We start from the raw sequence: 20,039 nt of genomic DNA, 5'->3' as shown, positions 1-20,039 counted from the left end.
AAGATCGCGACGGCCGCACGGCACGGTGACACGATTCTGAAAACGGGTCATGTCACCGGGGCTCCGCCGGATCACGCCGTGGCACACGCAGGCAGGGCACTGACCCGGCTGCGGGCCAGATGGCGACGGGAAACACGATGTTGGACAGGACCGTTTTTCATGACTGATCGCATCCGCAACCAGGCGTTGCGTGCCAGGGAAATGCCAGCCGCCGCTGCCGCCGAGCTTATCGGAAACGGAGCAACGCTCGGAACCAGTGGCTTCACCGGCGCGGGCTACCCAAAGGCCGTCCCGATGGCGCTCGCCGAGCGAATCGGCGCAGCCCACGAAAAAGGCGAGGACTTTAAAGTCCGCCTCGTGACCGGTGCCTCAACCGGCCCGCAGATGGATGGCGCGCTTGCCAAAGTGCACGGCGTGTCATTCCGCTCGCCGTTCAACACAGACGGCGCGATGCGCAACAATATCAATTCGGGCGAAACCGAATATTTCGATACGCATCTCGGCCAGGTCGCCCCCCGCTCCGTGCAGGGCAATTATGGCGAGTTCGATTTCGCCATCGTCGAGGCCACCGCCATCACCGAAGACGGCGGCATCGTGCCGAGCTCGTCCGTCGGCAACTCACAGACCTTCATGGATCTCGCAAAGCGCGTGATCATCGAAGTCAACGAGTGGCAGCCCGCCGGCCTCGAAGGCATGCACGACGTCTGGCGCGGCAATGTCAGCGGAACGCCCGGACGGGACATCATCCCCCTCCGCACGGCAGACGAGCGTATCGGCGAGACCTTCCTGCGTGTCGATCCCGGCAAGATCGCCGCCATCATCCGCACCGATGACCCGGATCGCAACGCCCCCTTCGCAGCTCCCGACGCCCACGCGAAAGCCATCGCCGGCCACCTGCTCGAGTTCCTCGAACACGAAGTGAAAAAGGGCCGCCTGCCGCCTAATCTCCTGCCGCTCCAGTCCGGCGTCGGCAACGTCGCCAACGCCGTGCTCGAAGGCCTGAACGAAGGCCCGTTCGAAAACCTCATGGGTTATTCGGAAGTCATCCAGGACGGCATGCTGAAAATGCTCGATTCCGGACGCATGAAAATCGCTTCCGCGACCTCGTTCTCCCTCAGCCCGGATGCCGTCGAGGAAATCAACCGGCGCATGTCGTTCTTCCGTGAGAAGATCATCCTCCGCCAGCAGGACATCAGCAACAACGCCGAAGTCATCCGCCGCCTTGGCTGTATCGCCATGAACGGCATGCTTGAAGCCGACATCTACGGCAACGTGAACTCGACCCGCGTTATGGGCACGAAAATGATGAACGGAATCGGTGGCTCCGGTGACTTCGCCCGCAACTCCTACCTGTCGATCTTCCTGTCCACCTCGACAGCAAAAGATGGAAAGATCTCAGCCATCGTCCCGATGGCCGCGCATGTCGATCACATCATGCAGGACAGTCAGATCATCGTCACCGAATGCGGTCTCGCCGATATGCGCGGTCTCGGACCGGTGCAGCGCGCCGAACAGGTCATCAAAAACTGCGCTCATGCGACTTACAAGCCAATGCTTGAAGACTATCTCACTCGTGCAAAGCGGGATTCCTGGGGCAGGCACACGCCGCATCTGCTGAAGGAAGCCCTCTCCTGGCACGAGCGCTTCGTCGAAACCGGCACGATGCTGCCGGGCTGAGACCTCTGATGATATCGGCGCTCAACCGGACCACCTTCTCCCGGATGAGCGCCGGTCCCATCGCGAATTACGCCTGACCGTCCGTGACAGGCGCCAGAACTTCGCAAAATTCAGCGCGTTCCCCCGCTCATTCACATAACGCATAGTAATCATTTACATGGTTGCCGTCCCGTCGCCGGGATGAGAGAGTTCAGCATAAAATAAGAGCTGGACAACAACCATGTCAGAAACCGACAGCGCTATGGCTGCCGTCGTTCGGGATGATGGCCCGGATACCAGCCCCGACGAACTTTTCCGACGGGCCGCCTTCCGCATCGTGCCTTTCATCTTCGTCTGCTACCTCTTCAATTATCTCGACCGGGTGAATGTCGGCTTCGCGAAACTCCAGATGCTCGACGCACTGGGTCTCGATGACCGGCAATACGGATTCGCAGCCGGAATCTTCTTCCTCGGCTATGTCGCCTGCGGCGTCCCCAGCAACCTGATGCTCGAAAAATTCGGCGCCCGTCGCTGGATCGCGCTCATCATGGTGATCTGGGGCGCACTGTCAGCCAGTCTCGCCTTCGTGCATGGCGCCACCTCATTCTACGCTATACGCTTTCTCACCGGCGCCGCCGAAGCCGGCTTCTTTCCTGGCCTCGTGCTCTACCTGACCCGCTGGTTCCCCTCGCAGCACCGCGGGCGCGTCATGGCCCTTTTCATGGCGGCCATCCCGCTCTCCGGCGTCATCGGCGGCCCGCTTTCCGGATGGATATTGTCGTCTTTCTCAAATGCCGGAGGGCATACGGTCAGCGGCCTCGCCGCCTGGCAGTGGCTCTTTCTGCTTCAGGGAGTTCCAACAGTCCTCCTCGGTTGCGCCGTCATATTCCTGCTCAGTGAGGATGTCGCCAGCGCCGCCTGGCTGGAAAAACCGGAACGCGACGCAATGCAGGTGGCGCTTGCCGCTGACCGGAAAACCCCGACCACCACCGGAGCCGGCACGCTGTCCCAGGCCCTGCGCAGCCCATGGATATGGGCGATGGGACTCGTCTATTTCTGCGTGCAGAGCGGCGTCTACGCGATCAATTTCTGGCTCCCGACCATCATCCAGGCCAGCTTCGGTTCCGGTATGCTCGCCATCGGCTGGCTGAGCGCCATCCCCTATCTCATCGCAATCATCGTCATGCTGGCAGTCGGACGCTCAGCCGATCGCAGCAGAGAGCGCCGCTTGCATCTCGGCGGACCAATGCTGCTCGCAGCCACAGGCCTGTTCATAAGCAGCCTGACCGGCCTTGTCGGCGCGCAGCCCTCTCTCGCCCTGTTCGGACTCTCACTCGGCGCATCCGGCGCCCTCACCGGACTGGCCATGTTCTGGCCGCTGGCCTCCTCATTCCTCGGCGCCGAAGCGGCGGCAGGCGGGCTCGCGCTGATCAACTCGATGGGACAGATCGCCGGTTTCGCCAGCCCCTGGATCGTCGGCTGGATCCGTCAGGCGACAGGTAGCACCGATTACGCCCTGATCCTCCTGGCCGTTGTCATGCTCGGCGGAACGAGCATCGTTCTCTGCAGCCCCAGAGCAGAAGTCCCGACATGACCCGTCAGCCGACCGGCGATGAGCACGGTCAAACCGGAGAAAACCCATGAAAGTCGCGATCGTCTGTGACTCGTTCAAGGAAAGCCTCTCCGCCCTGGAGGTCGCAGGCGAGATCGAAGCCGGATTCCGTGATATCTTCCCGGATGCGGACTTCGTAAAACTGCCAGCAGCCGACGGTGGCGAAGGCACATCCGAAGCCATCGTGTCCGGAACCGGCGGACGCCTGGTGCGTCATATCGTCACCGGTCCTCTGAGCACACCCGTCGAGGCATTCTTCGGCATCACCGGAGACGGAAAGACGGCCATCATCGAAATGGCTGCGTCCTCCGGCCTCGAACTGGTCCCGGAAGAGCAGCGTGATCCTCTCGGCGCCACCACACGCGGCGTCGGTGAACTGCTCCTGGCCGCGATGGATGAAGGCTGCAACCACATCATCATCGGCCTTGGTGGCAGCGCCACCAATGACGGCGGCGCCGGATTCGCTCAGGCTCTCGGCATCTCGCTGAAAGACGGGGATGGTCTCGAACTCAAACCCGGCGGCGCTGCCCTGGCCCGGATCGCAGCAATCGAGATGGCCGGTCTCGATTCGCGCCTTGCCGGAATCACACTGGAAGTCGCCTGCGACGTGGATAATCCGCTTCTCGGCCCAGAAGGTGCATCCTCCGTTTTCGGTCCGCAGAAAGGCGCTACCCCGGAACACGTGCGGACACTCGATCTGGCTCTGTCACGATACGCCGCGCAGATCACAGCCGATCTCGGACGCGATATCGCAACGATACCCGGAGCCGGAGCCGCAGGCGGCCTGGGCGCCGCACTCCTGGCGTTTACGGATGCAAAACTCCGCCCGGGCGTGGACATCGTCATGGAGGCCCTCGCCCTCGAATCCGTTCTCACCGATGCGGATCTTGTCATCACCGGGGAAGGACGGATCGACGGTCAGACCGTTCGCGGAAAAACACCCGTGGGTGTCGCCCGTGTCGCCAGACGTTTGGGGAAACCGGTCATCGCCATCGCCGGTTCACTGGGCGCCGGCGTCGATAAAGTCCACGCAGCCGGAATCGATGCCGTCTTCGGCACTGTCCAGCGGCCCTGCACCCTGTCGGAGGCTCTGACCGAATCCCGTGAAAGCGTGCGAAGAACCGCCCGCAACGTCGCAATGGCGATAAGCCTTGGCGGTAAAATGGCCGACCGTCTGCCCGGCTGACAAATAAACCGGTTTCCAGCCTGTTAGCATTACGTGTTGATCTTTGATTTTTCAAAGGGCTGGAAGAAGCCCGGGCTCTGCCCGGACCCGGCAGGGACCGCAGGCCCCTGCACCCCGATTGATTCATAATAAAATGGTTTCCAAAGGTTTGTGACCTTTGGTGGGTTCCAGGGCAAAGCCCTGAGAAGGTGCCAGCACCTGATGACACAGAGCCTTCGGACCCGACCTGGCACCCCGGCTTGCTGACAATAAACGGTTTGCAAAGGCGAGCCTCTGCCTGGTTCCAAGGACAGAACCCCGCCAGTCTCAGCCGCCGTCAAGAAGCTTCACAAAGCGTGACGGATTGTCCGTCACAACAATGTCCACCGGCTGGTTCAGGAATGTCTGCAAACGGGCCGGATCGGAAAGAAGGCGCGGACTATTGGCAATCACGGCGCTCGCGTCGTGATGAGCCTGTGCGAAAAGGGCAGGGGACGCGTCAGACGGCACCCAGGCCGCGAAAGGATGGCTGCCCGCGAGTCGCTTCGCCGCATATTCATCACGTGTCGAACTGACAGGAATGGCGACAATAATTGAACGGTCCGCTTTCAGCGCATCCCGCGTGCCCGCGTCATTCGCCGCAGACAGAATGACGCGATGCCGCATCCCCGTCGCCCGGATCACCTTCACAACATTCTTCGCCGCCGTGTCGTGCAGCGAGAGCATGACAAGCTCACGATTGTGGCGCGATGCCATCAGGGCATCGCTGAGCGGACGAGACCCTTCCCTCACCAGAAGCTGACCATCCGGGTCCTGCATGACATCGAGCTGCACCATCGACGGTGCACTGGCGACGACAGGATCCGGGCCGTTCGCCGGAGGCGTGACGCTGGCCGTCCCGGTCGCCGCCTGAGCCGCTGCCGTCAGCGAAAGCGGCTGAGCCGCCGCAGCGGCGGCACCCGTCGCACAGACAACAAGCCCGTGATGGATCCGTGTCAGCAACGCATCGGACTGCGCCTGACGCCACACGAAAATACCGCCGGTCAGCGTCATGATCGCAACGCCAATGAATGCGTTTCGCCGGCATTTCCGGGTCAGAATAGCGTCTCCCGATTGCCGCCCGGTGTCAGCCGGACCAGTTTCAGGGCGGGTGGCAGATGCTGACTCAGGCATGAGCCTCCTCCTTCTTCCGTTCGCCGGCCATCGCAGAGGCCCGCTCGAGGTCGACAGAGAGAACGCGGCTCACGCCCCGTTCCTGCATGGTCACGCCAAAAAGACGGTCCATATGCGCCATTGTAAGCTGATGATGGGTCACAACGAGAAAACGTGTTCCTGCTTCTCCGGCCATGTCCCCGAGAAGGGAACAGAAACGACCGACATTGGCGTCATCGAGGGGAGCGTCGACCTCGTCAAGGACGCAGATCGGCGCGGGATTACAGCGGAAAACCGCAAAAATCAACGAAAGAGCCGTAAGAGCCTGCTCGCCGCCGGACAAAAGCGACAATGTCGCCAGCTTCTTGCCTGGCGGTTGTGCGTAGATCTCAAGACCAGCCTGCAACGGATCATCACTGCCGACAAGCCCCAGATGAGCTTTTCCACCACCAAACATGCGCGAAAAAAGCGACTGGAAGTGATGATCGACCTGTGTGAAGACCGCCATCAGCCGCTCCCGGCCCTCCTTGTTGAGCGCCCCGATGGACCCCCGAAGGCGTGCAATCGCCGTCTCAAGCTCCCCATGCTCCCGGCGGATCGTCTCGATCTGCTGCTCCGCTTCCTGCGCCTCGATGTCGGCCCGGAGGTTAACCGGACCGAGTTCATCCCGCTCCCGCGCCAGCCGCCCGATCTTCCGCCGCAGACCCGTCTCGGCAGCTTCCGTGAGATCACCGACCGGCACCAGCGGCGGCTCCGGCGTCTCAGCCAGAAGCTGATCCAGAATGGCCCTGGCCTGCTCGCTCTTCCCCTCGCTCCGCAGCAAGGTTTCACGCGCCGTCGCCAGATCACTCCCCGTCTGCCGTCGCGCTTCCTGCGCCTCCTTCTGCCGCGTTTCCGCCGTCTCCCGGGCAGAATCGCAGGCAAGAAACGCCGCTTCCGCCTCTTCAAGGGCCGTGGCACTGGTCTCGCGCAGCCGTTGCGCCTCGGCAGGTAAAGCCGAGACCGTCTCATGCTCCGCCGCCACGGCAGCCAGCCGTTGCGCGGCCTCTTCAAGCTGCCCTCTGGCAACGTTTTCCCGCCCGGACCACTCCTCTGCCGACGCACGCAGCGAAGCGTCCCGCGCCACCAGAGTCCCTGTCTCCGCCAGCAGAGCCGCCCGTCGCTCCCGCGCGGCCTGCTCGTCAGCCCTCAGCCCGGCAAGCCGCTCCCGTAACGCATCCAGCCCGACCTCCGCCGCGTCCCTGTCAACGGATGACGCCGCCGTCCTGGCGATTTCAAGAGCCGATTCCGCCTCCGCGACGTCGTCCTGCAACGTCGCCTGACGCGGAGCGAGCGCCGACAACCGCGTTTTCCGCTCCAGCGACTTCTCCTGCATCGCCCGCAAAGCCGTATCCAGCCGCGTGGCCTCCCGCTCCGCACCCTCAAGCGCGACACGCGCCGATTTAGCCCCCGTCTCAGCCGCCGCGGCTTCCTTTTCCGCGTCCGTCAGCGCCTGTCCCGCCGCCGCAGGATCCGATGCCTCCCGTAACGCGGTTTCAGCCACCCGCACGGCCTGCTCACCCGCTTCACGTTCCCCGGTCAGCCGGGCGAGATCGGGAAGAAGCGTGCCCAGCCTCGTCTCAACATTGCCGTGCCGGGTCTCCGCCTCCTGCTTCTCGCGCCGCGCCCGCTCAAGCTGCTGCTCCGCTTTCCGCCGCGCCTCGCGCGTGGCGGTCTCAGCCTGACCCGCCCGCTGCTCGCGGATCTTCGCCGCCTCATGCGCCGCCCGAAGCGCCGCCGCATCCGGCAGGGCCTCCTCCACCGTCACAGCCTCGGCAAGCGACTGTTTCGCAGCGCCGAGCGCCTGCTCCGCCCGCTCATGCTGAGGCCGCACACCATCCATCCGCGCCCGCGCCGCCGCATGCCGCCGCGATGTCTCGGCCTCCATCGTGCGTGCCTTGCCCAGCGCCGCTTCAATCCCGCTTCGCTCCGCCCGCGTCCCGCGCACCGCCTCAGTGGCTGCGGTCAGAGCCTGCGCGGCGTCAGCAGCCCCACGCTCCGCCGCCGGCAATTCCTTCGCGAGCATGTCAAGCCGCGCCTGGCTTTCCCGTAACGTCCGTCGCTGCGCCAGACGCTGCGCCGCCGCATTCGGCTGCCCGGCCTCAACGCGATACCCGTCCCAGCGCCACAGGGCGCCATCGCGCGTGACCAGACACTGACCCGGCTGCAACACTGAAACCAGTTCGCTTCCCGCAGCGTCCGACCCCACAAGCCCTGCCTGTGACAGCGCCCGCCTCAGAACCCCAGGCGCTTCGACAAGCGTGCTGAGCGCCGTCGCCCCGGCTGGCAGCCCCGGCTCAGCGACCGGCGGAAGCACAACCCACGAGCGCGGCGCATCCGGAGCCGAGGCCGCTTCCGGTGCGTCCAGCCCATCCGCCAGCGCCGCCGCCAGCGCTATCTCCAGGCCGTCCGGCACACGCAGCTGATCAGAGACCGGCGAGACCGACGGACTGCCGTCACTCTCCTGCTCATCGCCAAGCGCCTGCGCCAGTCCATCTATCTGCGCGCGCAGCCTCGTCAGTTCAGCCCGCAACGACCCGAGTGCGCCGTCCTTCTCCCGGACAAGCGTCGTGCTTTCCGTCAGTGAGTCTTCTGCGCGAGTCAGCGCCACTTCCGCCGCAGCAAGACGCTGTTCCTCAACCGCCCGCGCCGCCTGAGCGTTTTCGAGAACACTGTCCGCCACCGCATGGCGTCCCGCTTCCTCAAGCTCCCGGCTCAGCGTCGCCGCTTCCCTCTCGGCCCGTCCCAGCGCATCCCGCGCCTTGCGAACCCCTTCCGCCGCCGTGGCGCGAGCCGTGCTGTCCTCCTGCGTCCGTGCCCGCGCCTCAATCAGCGCCGCCGCCGCCGCCGCCCGTTCGGACTCAGCCGCCTCAAACGCCGGGACCGCCCTGCCATGCTCAGCCCCGGCCTCTTCCAGCGCCGTCACCAGCGCCGCAAGCCTCTCCTCCGGAACCAGCTCTTTTCTGGCCTCATCCCGGCGTCGGGACAGCGCCTCGCAATCACGGGTCAGAGCAGCCAGACGCGTCCTGACTGCGGTGAGAGCTGCCTGACACTCCTCGTGCCGTGTCCGTGCGGCCTGCGCTGTATTGCGGGCAATCGACAACGCAAGTTGCGACTCTGTCCGGCGCAGCACCGCCACATCCTCCGCCTCGCGACACCCGGCAAGCCTCTCCGACGCCTCACGCACAGCCCGTTCAGCGGCGGTCAGCGTCTCTTCATCAGGCAGATCAGCCCGCAAAGCGGCCATCTCGGCCTCCAGCGCCGTCCGGGCCTGTACAAGCCGATCGTGCCGACCCGTCGCTGCCTCCAGAGCCGCCTGCGCCTGCTCCGCCCGCGTCTTCGCCGCCGTCGCTTCCGCCGTGCGCTGCTCAAGCTGCTGCGTTGCCTCGTTCACCGCGGCCTGAGCGGCAAGCACCGCCGCTTCTGCCTCCGCCTGAAGCTCTGGCAAAGCCGCCTGTTTCTCAGCAATATCCTTCGCATCGGCCCGGAGCCGCGCCAGCGTTTCGCTGGCGTCCTGAAGGCGAGACGCCGCAGCATCCCGGTCCGCTTCACACTGCTGAAGCCGCCCCGCCGCCGCCTCAGCCGCCTCAGCCGCCCGCTGTTCCTCCCGCGCCACTCCTTCAGCGGCAACACGGCGACGCTCAAGCACGGTGCGGGCGGTCTCCGCCGCCTCCCGCAGCGGTGGCAGAGCCTTATCCGCCTCATAATCAGCCAGAACTGCCGTTTCCGCCGCTTCCTCAGCCGCGATCAGAGCCTTCCGGGCCGCAATCGTCGCCTGTTGTGCCCGCTCCACCTGGTGCCGTGCCCGCGCATGCAGAAGCGCGAGCAGAGACGTCTCCGCCTCGCGCAGACCAGCCGATAACTCGCGATATTTCGAGGCCTGCGTGGACTGACTGGTCAGCCCCGCCAGCCGGGACTCAATCTGCGTCCGTAAATCTTCCGCCCGCGTCAGATTCGTCTCGGTCGCCCGCAGCTTCAGCTCCGCCTCATGCCGCCGCGCATGAAGACCGGTGATGCCAGCCGCTTCCTCCAGGATGGTCCGCCGCTCTTCCGGTCGCGCCCCGACCAGCATCGCCACCCGGCCCTGACTGACCATGGCCGAAGACTGGGCTCCCGATGCCAGATCTGCAAACAAAGTCTGCACATCGCGCGCCCGGATCGGTCGCCCGTTCAGACGATAATCACTGCCTTCGCCCCGTTCCGCCCGCCGCGTGACCTGAAGATCATCCTGTTCGGCAAACGCTCCCGGCCCAAGCCCCTTTGCATTCTCCAGCGTCAGCGTGACTTCCGCGAGATTGCGCGCGGGCCGGCTGGCCGTGCCGGCAAAAATCAGATCGTCCATCTCGCCGCCACGCAGCGATCGGGCGGATGTCTCGCCCATCGCCCAGCGCAGCCCCTCGACAACATTCGATTTGCCACAGCCATTCGGCCCGACAATGCCCGTCAGACCCGGCAGAATATCAACGGTCACAGGGTCCGCGAAACTCTTGAAGCCTGCGATCCGGAGCTGAATGAAACGCGCGCTCATGCTGCGCCCGAAGCGTCCCGCCGCAGGCGCACCGCCCCCGCACGGAAAAACACCCTGTCAGCGCGGATCGTGTGCGGAGGCCGCAAGGGACGAGCCAGTAATATGAGCATGATCTGAATAAAGATCAGCCGCCGGCAGCGGCGACTTTCTTTTCAAAAGCATCATAAGAGAGCTCGCCGTCGCGATAAACGTCATTGTTAAAGCGGAAGCTCGGCGTGCCGGTAATCTTATACTGCGTTTCGGCCTTGCCCTGTTCGCTCAGAATCTCGTTCTGAAGCTGCGTATCGTTCACAGCCCGATCAAAAGAGTCAGCCGACAGACCTGCAAGCGCCGCCATCTTCCGAAGCTGCTCTTCCTGCGATCCGTCCTGCACGAAGGCCCAGTGATCCTGGTTGGCAAGCAGCGCCATGACAAAAGGCTCATACCGTTCAACCGGCAGCGAGCGCGCAATCTGCGCCGCCATGAGCGAAATGCGATCCAGAGGATAATCGCAGAACACATACCGGATGCGGCCCGTGTCGATCAGCTTTGTTTTGATTTCCGGCAGAACGTTGATCGCAAACTGGGCGCAGTGCGGGCAGGTGAGCGAAAACCATTCCTCAACCGTCACCTTCGCCGTGGCTTTGCCAAGAACGCGCGGTGCCATGCGCGGGTCGTCCGCTGCCATCGCCCGGCGGATCAGGGCAGGCGCGAGCACGGCAGGAAGCGCTGCGGCGAGAAGAGCGCGACGGGTAGGGGACATAAGCACGGTCTCCGGCAGAAGAATGTTCGTCAGTCGTCAATCCGGAGAGGGTCATGACTGCACATCACCGCGAGCGTCAAGCCCGGACCCTGCCCCGAAGGCCATTACGATCGTCAGGATATGGGGCGACGCTGGTTTTTGCCATGTTTTAGAGGCAGGATGTCCGTGGACGGTCCCGATGGACCACGACAAACAGGATATACCAATGAAAAGATTGCTCTGCGCCACTATGGCCGTGATGCTGACCGCAGGCTCAGTAACGGTGGCCCGGGCGGAGCCCGGCGGCTGCATTAAATACGGCGCCGCCGGTGCCGTAGGCGGCCATGTCGCGCATCACGGCGTACTGGGCGCGCTCGGTGGCTGCGTAACCGGCATGTATGTGCGTCACAAATACCGCAAGGAAGCTAAGGTAAAGGCCGATCTCTATGACAAGGAGCATCCCGGCGCAAAAGGAACAACAGCCGAAAAAGCAACGGCCTACGATGTCGAACATTCGACACAGCCAGGCACGCTGACGGGCTCGCCGCAGAACGGTACAGCCCCCGCCGGCCAGACACCTGCTCAGACAGGTGGCAGCGCCACACAGATGTGACGCAATACGCCTGAACTACAAAAAGGCCGGCCCTGAAAACGGGGCCGGCCTTTTTGTATCGCGTCATTTTGACGGATCAGATCCGGCCCGCTCCGCTCCGCCTGAGAGACTCTGGTCACCATCACGGACAAGGCGCTGAGAAGACGCTCCCACATCACAACAGAACCAGCCTTTTAAAGATCCGAAACCCTGTGCAACTGCCCCTGCGGATCAGTCACGCTGTCACCCCCGGGGTCCAGATAATCAGGCCCGAGAGGCACCTTCCCGTAACCGCCCGGAATATCCAGCACATAAGTCGGCCAGGCCAGCCCGGTCACACGTCCCCGCAGCCCCCGCAACAATGCACGACCCTCCTCGACCGGAACATGAAACCGCGCCGTCCCCGGTGCCGGATCAAGCTGATGAAGATAATAAGGCTTCACCCGGTTCTCCACCATCGCCCGGAACAGCCCCTCCAGCGCGGACACACTGTCATTGACCCCGCGCAACAGCACAGACTGCCCCAGAACCGGTATGCCGCGCTTCTGCATCCGCCGAACCGCCACTCGTCCTTCCGGCGAGAACTCCCGCTCATGATTGGCATGCAGCACCAGCCACATCGCCCGATCCGTCTCCATCGCCGCAATCAGTGCGTCCGTAATCCGCCCGGGATCAGCCAGCGGCACCCGCGAATGAATACGGATCGTCGTGACATGCGACATCTCACTCAGCGCACGCACAATATGCTCCAGCCTGCGTGCCGACAGCATCAGAGGGTCACCACCCGTCAGAATGACTTCCCTGATCTGCTCATGAGCCCGCAGCCAGTCGAGCGCCTTTCCCAGAGCCATATCATCAAGCAGCCCCCCGTCCGGCCCGACATGCTCACGACGAAAGCAGAACCGGCAATAAAGCGGACAGATCAGCAAAGGCTTGAGCAGCGCCCGGTCCGCATAACGGTGGACAATCCCCGGCACCGGAGACAACGCATCGTCGCCAATCGGATCGTCCCGCTCAGAAGGCGCCAGGATCAGCTCATCCGGATGCGGAATAACCTGTAACCCGACCGGATCGTCCGGCGTCTCAATCAGAGACAGAAACGCAGGCGGGATCGCCGTCGCGTAACGCGCCGCAACTTTCCCGACATCCCGGAGCATCGTTTCAGGAATAAGTCCGGCATCAGCCAGTTGCCGCGGCGAACGAAGCGTGCTCCCACCCTTGCCGGAAGCGCCGGCGGATGTCGTTGCCGGAACCTGGTCAGCAGAGTGAGCAGATGAAACAGGAGAGGTCATGCGGCGCTTTTAGTGTCGTGACCGGGTCCGGAGCAAACAGCATTTCCGATCCGCTGCGCAAAGCGATATCGGCGAAGCGACACCGAATGACAGACGACGCGGATAAAACCCGAAGGGCAGGGGGCCATATGAACGGAGCGGAGCAACACACAGCAGGCAATCCGCGAACAGAGACGGATCCGACACATATCGCCGAACGGCTGCCACTCCTGCGTCGCCGCGCCCTGATGAACCGCGCGACCCGCGCCTTCTTCGACGCGCGCGGATACCTGGAAGTCGAAACGCCATACGCCGTGCCAGCTCCCGGAGAGGAAGTGCACCTCCACGTCTTCGAAACGGAACGCACCTCACCGGAGGGCGACCGCGAACCTCTCTTCCTGCACACAAGCCCCGAATTCGCCATGAAGCGGATCGTCGCCGCCACCGGCCTGCCCATCTTCCAGCTCGCCCGCGTCTGGCGTAACGGCGAGGGCAGCGCCCTGCACGCGCCCGAATTCACCATGCTGGAATGGTATCGTCCCGGCGCCAGCCTGGCCTCGCTCATGGACGAGACCGAAACCTTCGTGAAGCGCCTGCTGCCCCCCCGGATCCACCGTGACGGTCAGCTCATTCCCATCGACACGCCCTTCGAACGGCTGACCGTCGCGGACGCTTTCCACCGCTATGCCGGCGCCGATGTTCTCGCCACAGCCGACAACGCCAGCGCCCTCGCCACACAGGCCGGCTGCACCCTGCGGGAGCGGGAAACCTGGGAAGACCTGTTTTTCCGCCTCCTGCTCGAACGCATCGAACCCGCGATCGGACGTGAGCGTCCCACATTCCTCACCCACTGGCCCGCCAGCCAGGCCGCTCTGGCCCGGACATGCCCGGCCGATCCGCGCACCGCATTGCGATTCGAACTGTATGTCGGCGGTGTTGAACTTGCGAACGCCTTCGAGGAACTGACCGACAGCAGGGAACAGCGTCAGCGGTTCGAAGCAGACCGGCAACGCCGGGCGGAACTTTATCCGGAGAGAAAATCATGGGTGATAGACGAAGCTTTTCTTGGCGCGTTACCGGTTATGCCACCGACTTCAGGCATAGCCCTCGGTTTCGACCGTCTCGTAATGCTGGCAACCGGCGCGCCTCGCCTGAGGGACGTCTTGTGGCTTGGATAAATTCGCGTAACCTTGAGCAAAGCCTGCAAGCTCCGGAACGGCCCGGCGCCGGTCTCTCAGGTTCGTCGCAGAAGATAGGGGCGTCGTCATGGTCATAAAGCGTATCTGGCCCTTGCTGGCCGTTTTCGTCGTCGCCGGCTGCACAGGTCCGACAGATGCTCAGCGCAAACAGCTCGATGCTCTCGTGGGCAAGACAGAGGTCGACGTCATCCGTGCGTATGGCGTGCCCACCCGGACATTCCAGACCAACGGGCATATCTTCCTCGCCTATATCGATAACCAGACAAGCTACAGCTCCGGCGGCATGGGCTGGGGCTGGGGCGGCTGGGGCGGCGGCCCGGGCTGGGGCGGCGGCTGGGGAGGTTATGGCGGTGGCTGGGGTGGCGGCTGGGGCGGCGGCGGAATGGGCATGGGAATGATGGGCGGCGGCTTCCCGTCGAGCTATTACAACACCGTCTGCCAGACCACCTTCGAACTCGCCGGGGGCGCCGTCACCGGATGGACGATGCGTGGCGACGGCTGCTGATATCCGCTTATCCGGTAACGGTTCTCCGAACACCGGGGGTTGTGACAGCGCGCGGGAGCCGATAAGCGGCGCGAGCCGGTTGTGGATTTACGGATGTGAAACCCGGGCGGCATAGACTTGTCGGCGCGGTCCGTCATCATGTCCGGCGCGGACGCTGAAACTCGGGATTGGAGACTGGAATGCGGCCAGGTTTGGCAGGGCGATACGGTATGGCTGGGGCCTCAGCACTGGTGGCTCTGTCGCTCGGAGGCTGCCAGAGCGGGGCACGACAGGATGCCCACGCACAGGATGGAAGTGTCTGTTCGTTCATGGCGCCAACCGTGTCCGGTACACGAAATTACGTGCCCCGTGACGCAAAAGAAGGGCCTGACAGCGCCATCGCCTACCCGGACCCGGAAACGCCGGTTTACTGTGACCGGCCGATTGCTGAGTCGCTGAGATCGGCGATTGAACTCGCGAACTACACGCGCGCGCTCCAGTCAGTCGGCCTGTTCAATATCCTTGAGCAGGGTGGGCCCTATACGGTCTTCGCCATCGCAAACGGCCCGCTCCAGCGCTATGAAGCTCAGTTCTCCGGCGGCATCCTGCAGCCAGCGAACGCCCCCGCCCTGAAGTCGCTGCTGGGTTACACAATCGTCCCCGGAAGATGGTCCGTCGATGCGCTCAGAAAAGCGATCGCCAGACAGCCAACCCATGCGATCGGCCTGCATACCCTGTCAGGCGCGATCCTCACGGTCTCACCGGACCCGGCCTCGGGACAGCTGATTCTCAGCAACGGCGCGGGCGCGGTAAACAGGCTGTGGGTCACAGGCATCCCGCAGTCAAACGGTGTGCTGTATTTCACCCAGTCGCTGCTTTCTCCCGTGTTCCCACAGGTCGCTCCGGCAGCGTCATCCTTCGCAAAGAGCACACAGTCCGTTGCCGCGAAACCTCTCGCGCCATTGCGTTAATCCGGCGGCTTTCTGACCCTGCCGACAGGATGGCGGCTTCCATCCTGTCACGCCAGACTGTCGCGCCTGAAACCTGAAGGACGAACGATGCCGGTGACCGTGCTGCTCAGAAACGCTCACATCGTCACCATGGACGATGCACGGCGCGAGATTGCCGGCGGATGGGTCCGTGTCACCGGCAACCGCATTGACGCTCTCGGTGAAAGCCACGACGATCCGGGGGCGTTCGACGAGAGCATCGACCTCGCGGGTCATGTGCTCCTGCCCGGCCTAGTCAACACCCATCACCACATGTTCCAGACGCTGACACGGGTAATCCCGGCAGCCCAGGATGCCTCACTGTTCGGCTGGCTGAAAGCGCTCTACCCGATCTGGGCGCGCCTGACCCCCGAGATGATCCAGGTGTCCACCCGGACAGCCATGGCCGAACTCCTCCTGTCCGGCTGCACCACCACAAGCGACCATCTCTACCTCTTCCCCAACGGCGCCACCCTCGACGACCAGATCGAGGCCGCGACCACAATGGGCATGCGTTTCCACGCTGCCCGTGGCTCCATGAGCGTTGGCGAAAGCAAAGGCGGCCTGCCTCCCGACAGCCTCGTCGAGGACGAAGCAACCATCCTCCGCGACACTCAGCAGAAAATCGAACGCTGGCACGACCCATCCCGCTATGCCATGCGCCGCGTCGTCGTCGCCCCGTGTTCCCCGTTCTCCGTCAGCACGGATCTGATGAAGGAAGCCGCAAAACTCGCCCGCGCCACCGGGACAACCCTGCACACGCATCTCGCCGAAAACGACAGCGACGTCGATTACAGCCGTGAAGTCTTTGGCCGCACTCCGGCGGAATACGCCGAAGACCTCGGCTGGGTCGGCCCCGATGTCTGGCACGCCCACTGCGTCAAACTCGATCCCGCCGGGATCGCCCGCTTCGGCGCAACCTGCACCGGCGTCGCACACTGCCCCTGCTCGAACATGCGCCTCGGCTCCGGCATCGCCCCGGTCACAACCATGCAGACCGCCGGCATCCGCGTCGGCCTCGGCGTCGACGGTTCCGCTTCAAACGATAGCAGCCATATGCTCGCCGAAGCCCGCCAGGCCATGCTGCTGGCCCGCGTCCGCACCTCTTTCGAGCCCGATCAGCAGGCTCGCCGCTTCATGACGGCCCGTGACATCCTTGCCCTCGCAACCCGTGGCGGAGCCGCCACCCTGGGCCGCGATGATATCGGCTTCCTCGCCCCCAACATGGCCGCCGATCTCGTCGCCTTCGACATGCGTGGCCTCGATTACACCGGCGCCCGGTCCGACCCCGTCGCCGCCCTCGTGTTCTGCACACCCGGCCGCGCCGCCCTTACAATGGTCAACGGGCGTACGATCGTGCGTGACGGTGAATTGCTGAGCACCAGCGAACACCGCCTGATCGAGACGCATAACTGCCTCGCCAGCACTCTTCTCGCGGGCTGAGCCTCAGGGCTTTGCCCTGAAACCTGTTAAAAAGCTGTGTTAGCGTCAGCTCTGCCAGAACCCGGAAGGGATCGCAGACCCCTTCACGCCCCATTTTATTTAAACAAGCCAGTTTCCAGAGGCTCTGTTGTCATGAAGTGTTGGCTTCTTCCCAGGGCTTTGCCCTGGAACCCACCAAAGGTCACAGACCTTTGGAAACCATTTTATTATTAATTAACCGGGGTGCAGGGGCCGTCGTGCGCAGCACGCCTTCGCGTGACGGTCCCTGCCGGGTTCGGGCAGAGCCCGGATTCTGACAACCCTTTGAAAAATCACAGATCAACACCTAACGACAACAGAGCCTTCCCAAAGGTCTGAGACCTTTGACGGGTTCCAGGGCAAAGCCCTGAGAAAATACCAGCACGGATAACGCGGCCAGTCTCACCCCCGCGCCGCGACAATCCCCGCCCGCACAGCCTCAAGCGCCGCATCCGCCGCCGCGATATCCGGCCCGCCAGCCTGCGCCATGTCACGCCGGCCACCGCCACCCTTGCCGCCAAGAGCCGCACTGGCCGCCCGCACAAGAGTCACGGCATCAAACGCCTCAGGCAGTTCCGGATTCACCGAAACCACCACGCTGCCCTTGCCATCCGCCGTCGACACCAGCGCAACCACACCCACGCCAATCTGCCTGCCAATCGTCTCAGCAAGTCCCTTCAGCTCACGTGGCGACGTATCCCCCACATTCCGCCCCGCAAACGGAACGCCCGCAATGGTCTCAACCGACGTCTCGTCCGCCCCGCCCATAGCCAGCTTGCGCTGCAGATCGGAAATCCGCTTTTCCATCGCCCGACGTTCTTCCAGTAACGTCGCCAGCCGCTCCGGCGCCTCGGCAATCGTGACTTTCATCATCGCCGCCATCTGCACCAGCCGCTGCTCGTTAGCGATCGCAACCGCCTCCGCCGCTTCACCGGCCACAGCCTCAATACGCCGGACACCTGCCGAAACACCGCTTTCCGAGGAAATCCGGAACAGCCCGATATCGCCCGTGCGACCAACATGCGTGCCGCCACAAAGCTCAACCGACCAGCCCGGCTTCCCGGTCGCCTCGTCCGCGCCGCCCATCGACACCACGCGCACTTCGTCGCCGTATTTCTCACCGAACAGCGCCATCGCACCCTCAGCCGAAGCATCTTCAGGCGTCATGATCCGCGTCATCACCGGCGTGTTGGCCCGGATACGCGCATTCACCTCAGCCTCGATCTCATCAAGCTCCTCCCGCGTGATCGGACGCGGCTGACTGACGTCAAAACGCAGCCGGTCCGGCGCGTTCAGACTGCCCTTCTGCATCACATGCTCACCCAGCCTGCGGCGAAGCGCCTCATGCAGCAGATGCGTCGCGGAATGATGCGCCCTGATCGCCGAACGCCGCCGATGATCGACCACCGCATGAACCGCCATGCCGGTCTTCAGCGTGCCTTCCGTCACGGTGCCATAGTGAACCAGCAGATCGCCCAGCTTCTTCTGCGTGTCCGACACAGCAACCCGAACGCCCGGCGCTGTGATCTCACCCGTATCGCCAACCTGGCCGCCGCTTTCGCCATAGAACGGCGTCTGATTCAGCAGAATCGCCACCTCAGTGCCGATACCCGCCTCCGTCACACTCGCATTGCCGGAAACGATAAACTGAACTTCCGCCTCCACGTCCTCAGTGCCGTAACCAAGAAACTCCGTCGCCCCGAACCGGTCCCGCGCCTCGAACCACACCGTCTCAACGGCTGCATCGCCCGATCCCGTCCAGGCCGCGCGCGCACGATCGCGCTGAACCTTCATCGACGCATCAAACCCGTCAACATCGACCGTGTAGCCGCTGCCACGCAGCGCATCCTGCGTCAGGTCGAGCGGAAACCCGAATGTGTCATACAGTTTAAACGCCACATCTCCCGGAAGAGCCCCGCCGGCAGGGAGTTGCTCCGTCTCCTCCGCCAGCAGCGAGAGACCGCGTCCAAGCATCACCTTGAAACGCTCCTCTTCACCACGCATCGTCTCGCGAATCAGAGGCGCCGCCTGACCAAGCTCAGGATAAGCCGCGCCCATCTGCTGAATCAGAGCCGGCAGCAGCTTGTAAAACACCGGTTCCGTCGTCCCCATCATGTGCAGATGACGCATCGCCCGCCGCATGATGCGCCGCAGCACATACCCGCGTCCGTCCTTCGACGGCAGCACACCATCGGCAATCAGAAACGCCGTGGAGCGCAGATGATCCGCAATAATCCGGTGGCTTGCTTTGAACGGACCGTCCGGAGCCTGTGACGTCACCTCAGCCGACGCCATAATCAGAGCGCGGAACGTATCCGTGTCGTAATTGTCGCGCTTGCCCTGAAGGATCGCGGCAAAACGCTCCAGTCCCAGCCCGGTATCGATCGAAGGACGCGGCAGCGGCGAACGCACGCCCGGCGGATCCTCGAAAAACTGCATGAAAACGAGATTCCAGATCTCGACAAACCGGTCGCCATCTTCATCCGGAGAGCCCGGCGGCCCACCCGGAACATCCGGCCCATGATCGTAGAAAATCTCCGAGCACGGACCGCAGGGACCGACATCGCCCATCCGCCAGAAGTTGTCAGACGTCGGAATGCGAATGATGCGGTCATCCGTCAGTCCGGCAATGCTCTTCCACAGAGAGGCTGCTTCTTCATCCTCGGAAAACACCGTGACGAGCAGCCTGTCTTTCGGCAGCCCGAAATCACCCGTCACCAGCTTCCAGGCGAGCTCTATCGCAAGCGGCTTGAAATAATCACCAAAAGAAAAATTCCCCATCATTTCAAAAAACGTATGATGGCGCGCCGTGTAGCCGACATTGTCGAGGTCATTGTGCTTGCCACCGGCACGCACAACTTTCTGCGCGGTCGTTGCCCGCGAATACGGACGCGTTTCCTGCCCCGTAAAAACATTCTTGAACTGAACCATGCCGGCATTGGTGAACAGCAATGTCGGATCGTTCCGCGGCACCAGCGACGAAGAGGGCACGATCTGGTGTCCATGAGACGCAAAGTATTCGAGGAAGGCAGCGCGGATTTCGTTTGTTGATGACATGGCGCGGGGAGGGGTCCTGATAGCGGTTGCATGGTCCCGGAAAGGATCTCAGGCGACCAGAAAGAAAAGACGATGTTGATGTCTGAACTGTAGCGCAGTCGGAACAGTCCCGA

General features: G+C 63.4%; 13 protein-coding genes. 8 read left to right on the top strand and 5 right to left on the bottom strand.

Going from position 1 to position 20,039, the window contains the following annotated elements; genetic code table 11:
* Nucleotides 1–159: 159 nt before the first annotated feature.
* The 3 genes from GOB85_RS01565 to GOB85_RS01555 all read left to right on the top strand — a co-directional run bounded on the left by GOB85_RS01565 (nucleotide 160) and on the right by GOB85_RS01555 (nucleotide 4,454).
* Nucleotides 160–1,677 carry a succinate CoA transferase gene (locus tag GOB85_RS01565; RefSeq protein ID WP_173575830.1) on the top strand — a complete coding sequence of 506 codons (1,518 nt, stop codon included), beginning with the start codon at nucleotides 160–162 and terminating at the stop codon, nucleotides 1,675–1,677.
* A gap of 220 nt (nucleotides 1,678–1,897) precedes the next feature.
* A complete protein-coding gene (locus GOB85_RS01560) occupies nucleotides 1,898–3,250 on the top strand; it encodes an MFS transporter (RefSeq protein WP_173575829.1) in 1,353 nt (450 codons plus the stop codon).
* A gap of 46 nt (nucleotides 3,251–3,296) precedes the next feature.
* Nucleotides 3,297–4,454, top strand: coding sequence for a glycerate kinase (locus tag GOB85_RS01555; RefSeq protein WP_173575828.1), 1,158 nt, complete (start codon nucleotides 3,297–3,299; stop codon nucleotides 4,452–4,454).
* 306 nt (nucleotides 4,455–4,760) lie between these two features.
* Here the strand turns inward: GOB85_RS01555 and GOB85_RS01550 are convergent, their stop codons facing one another.
* From GOB85_RS01550 to GOB85_RS01540, 3 genes are all read right to left on the bottom strand, one after another.
* On the bottom strand, nucleotides 4,761–5,606 hold the full coding sequence (locus GOB85_RS01550; RefSeq protein WP_173575827.1) for a PI-PLC domain-containing protein: 846 nt from the start codon (nucleotides 5,604–5,606) through the stop codon (nucleotides 4,761–4,763).
* Nucleotides 5,599–10,152 carry an AAA family ATPase gene (locus GOB85_RS01545; protein WP_173575826.1) on the bottom strand — a complete coding sequence of 1,518 codons (4,554 nt, stop codon included), beginning with the start codon at nucleotides 10,150–10,152 and terminating at the stop codon, nucleotides 5,599–5,601. Before GOB85_RS01545 ends, GOB85_RS01550 begins: the two co-directional genes overlap by 8 nt.
* 124 nt (nucleotides 10,153–10,276) lie before the next feature.
* Complete coding sequence (locus tag GOB85_RS01540; RefSeq protein ID WP_173575825.1) at nucleotides 10,277–10,894, bottom strand: DsbA family protein; 618 nt, start codon at nucleotides 10,892–10,894, stop codon at nucleotides 10,277–10,279.
* A gap of 205 nt (nucleotides 10,895–11,099) precedes the next feature.
* Here GOB85_RS01540 and GOB85_RS01535 point away from each other — a divergent pair, with 205 nt between their 5' ends.
* A complete protein-coding gene (locus GOB85_RS01535; protein ID WP_173575824.1) occupies nucleotides 11,100–11,486 on the top strand; it encodes a hypothetical protein in 387 nt (128 codons plus the stop codon).
* A gap of 173 nt (nucleotides 11,487–11,659) precedes the next feature.
* Here the strand turns inward: GOB85_RS01535 and GOB85_RS01530 are convergent, their stop codons facing one another.
* The gene (locus tag GOB85_RS01530; RefSeq protein ID WP_173575823.1) at nucleotides 11,660–12,757 is read right to left on the bottom strand and encodes a lysine-2,3-aminomutase-like protein; all 1,098 of its coding nucleotides are present in this window, start codon (nucleotides 12,755–12,757) and stop codon (nucleotides 11,660–11,662) included.
* A 128-nt stretch (nucleotides 12,758–12,885) separates the two neighbouring features.
* On the opposite strand from GOB85_RS01530, the gene epmA reads away from it, so the two are divergent.
* The 4 genes from epmA to GOB85_RS01510 all read left to right on the top strand — a co-directional run bounded on the left by epmA (nucleotide 12,886) and on the right by GOB85_RS01510 (nucleotide 16,851).
* Nucleotides 12,886–13,914, top strand: coding sequence for an EF-P lysine aminoacylase EpmA (epmA, locus tag GOB85_RS01525; protein WP_173575964.1), 1,029 nt, complete (start codon nucleotides 12,886–12,888; stop codon nucleotides 13,912–13,914).
* A gap of 88 nt (nucleotides 13,915–14,002) precedes the next feature.
* A complete protein-coding gene (locus GOB85_RS01520; protein ID WP_173575574.1) occupies nucleotides 14,003–14,440 on the top strand; it encodes a hypothetical protein in 438 nt (145 codons plus the stop codon).
* Between the two features lie 209 nt (nucleotides 14,441–14,649).
* Nucleotides 14,650–15,390: a fasciclin domain-containing protein gene (locus GOB85_RS01515; RefSeq protein ID WP_194298621.1), complete on the top strand. Its 741-nt coding sequence runs from the start codon at nucleotides 14,650–14,652 to the stop codon at nucleotides 15,388–15,390.
* Between the two features lie 87 nt (nucleotides 15,391–15,477).
* On the top strand, nucleotides 15,478–16,851 hold the full coding sequence (locus GOB85_RS01510; protein WP_173575822.1) for an 8-oxoguanine deaminase: 1,374 nt from the start codon (nucleotides 15,478–15,480) through the stop codon (nucleotides 16,849–16,851).
* Between the two features lie 420 nt (nucleotides 16,852–17,271).
* On the opposite strand, the gene alaS is transcribed toward GOB85_RS01510, so the two are convergent.
* On the bottom strand, nucleotides 17,272–19,926 hold the full coding sequence (gene alaS / locus GOB85_RS01505; RefSeq protein ID WP_173575821.1) for an alanine--tRNA ligase: 2,655 nt from the start codon (nucleotides 19,924–19,926) through the stop codon (nucleotides 17,272–17,274).
* Between the last annotated feature and the right edge of the window lie 113 nt (nucleotides 19,927–20,039).

This window comes from Acetobacter fallax, assembly GCF_011516735.1.
Lineage (GTDB): Bacteria > Pseudomonadota > Alphaproteobacteria > Acetobacterales > Acetobacteraceae > Acetobacter > Acetobacter fallax.
Note: the sequence above shows the minus strand (reverse complement) of the source record. Positions and strands in the feature narration are given on the sequence as shown.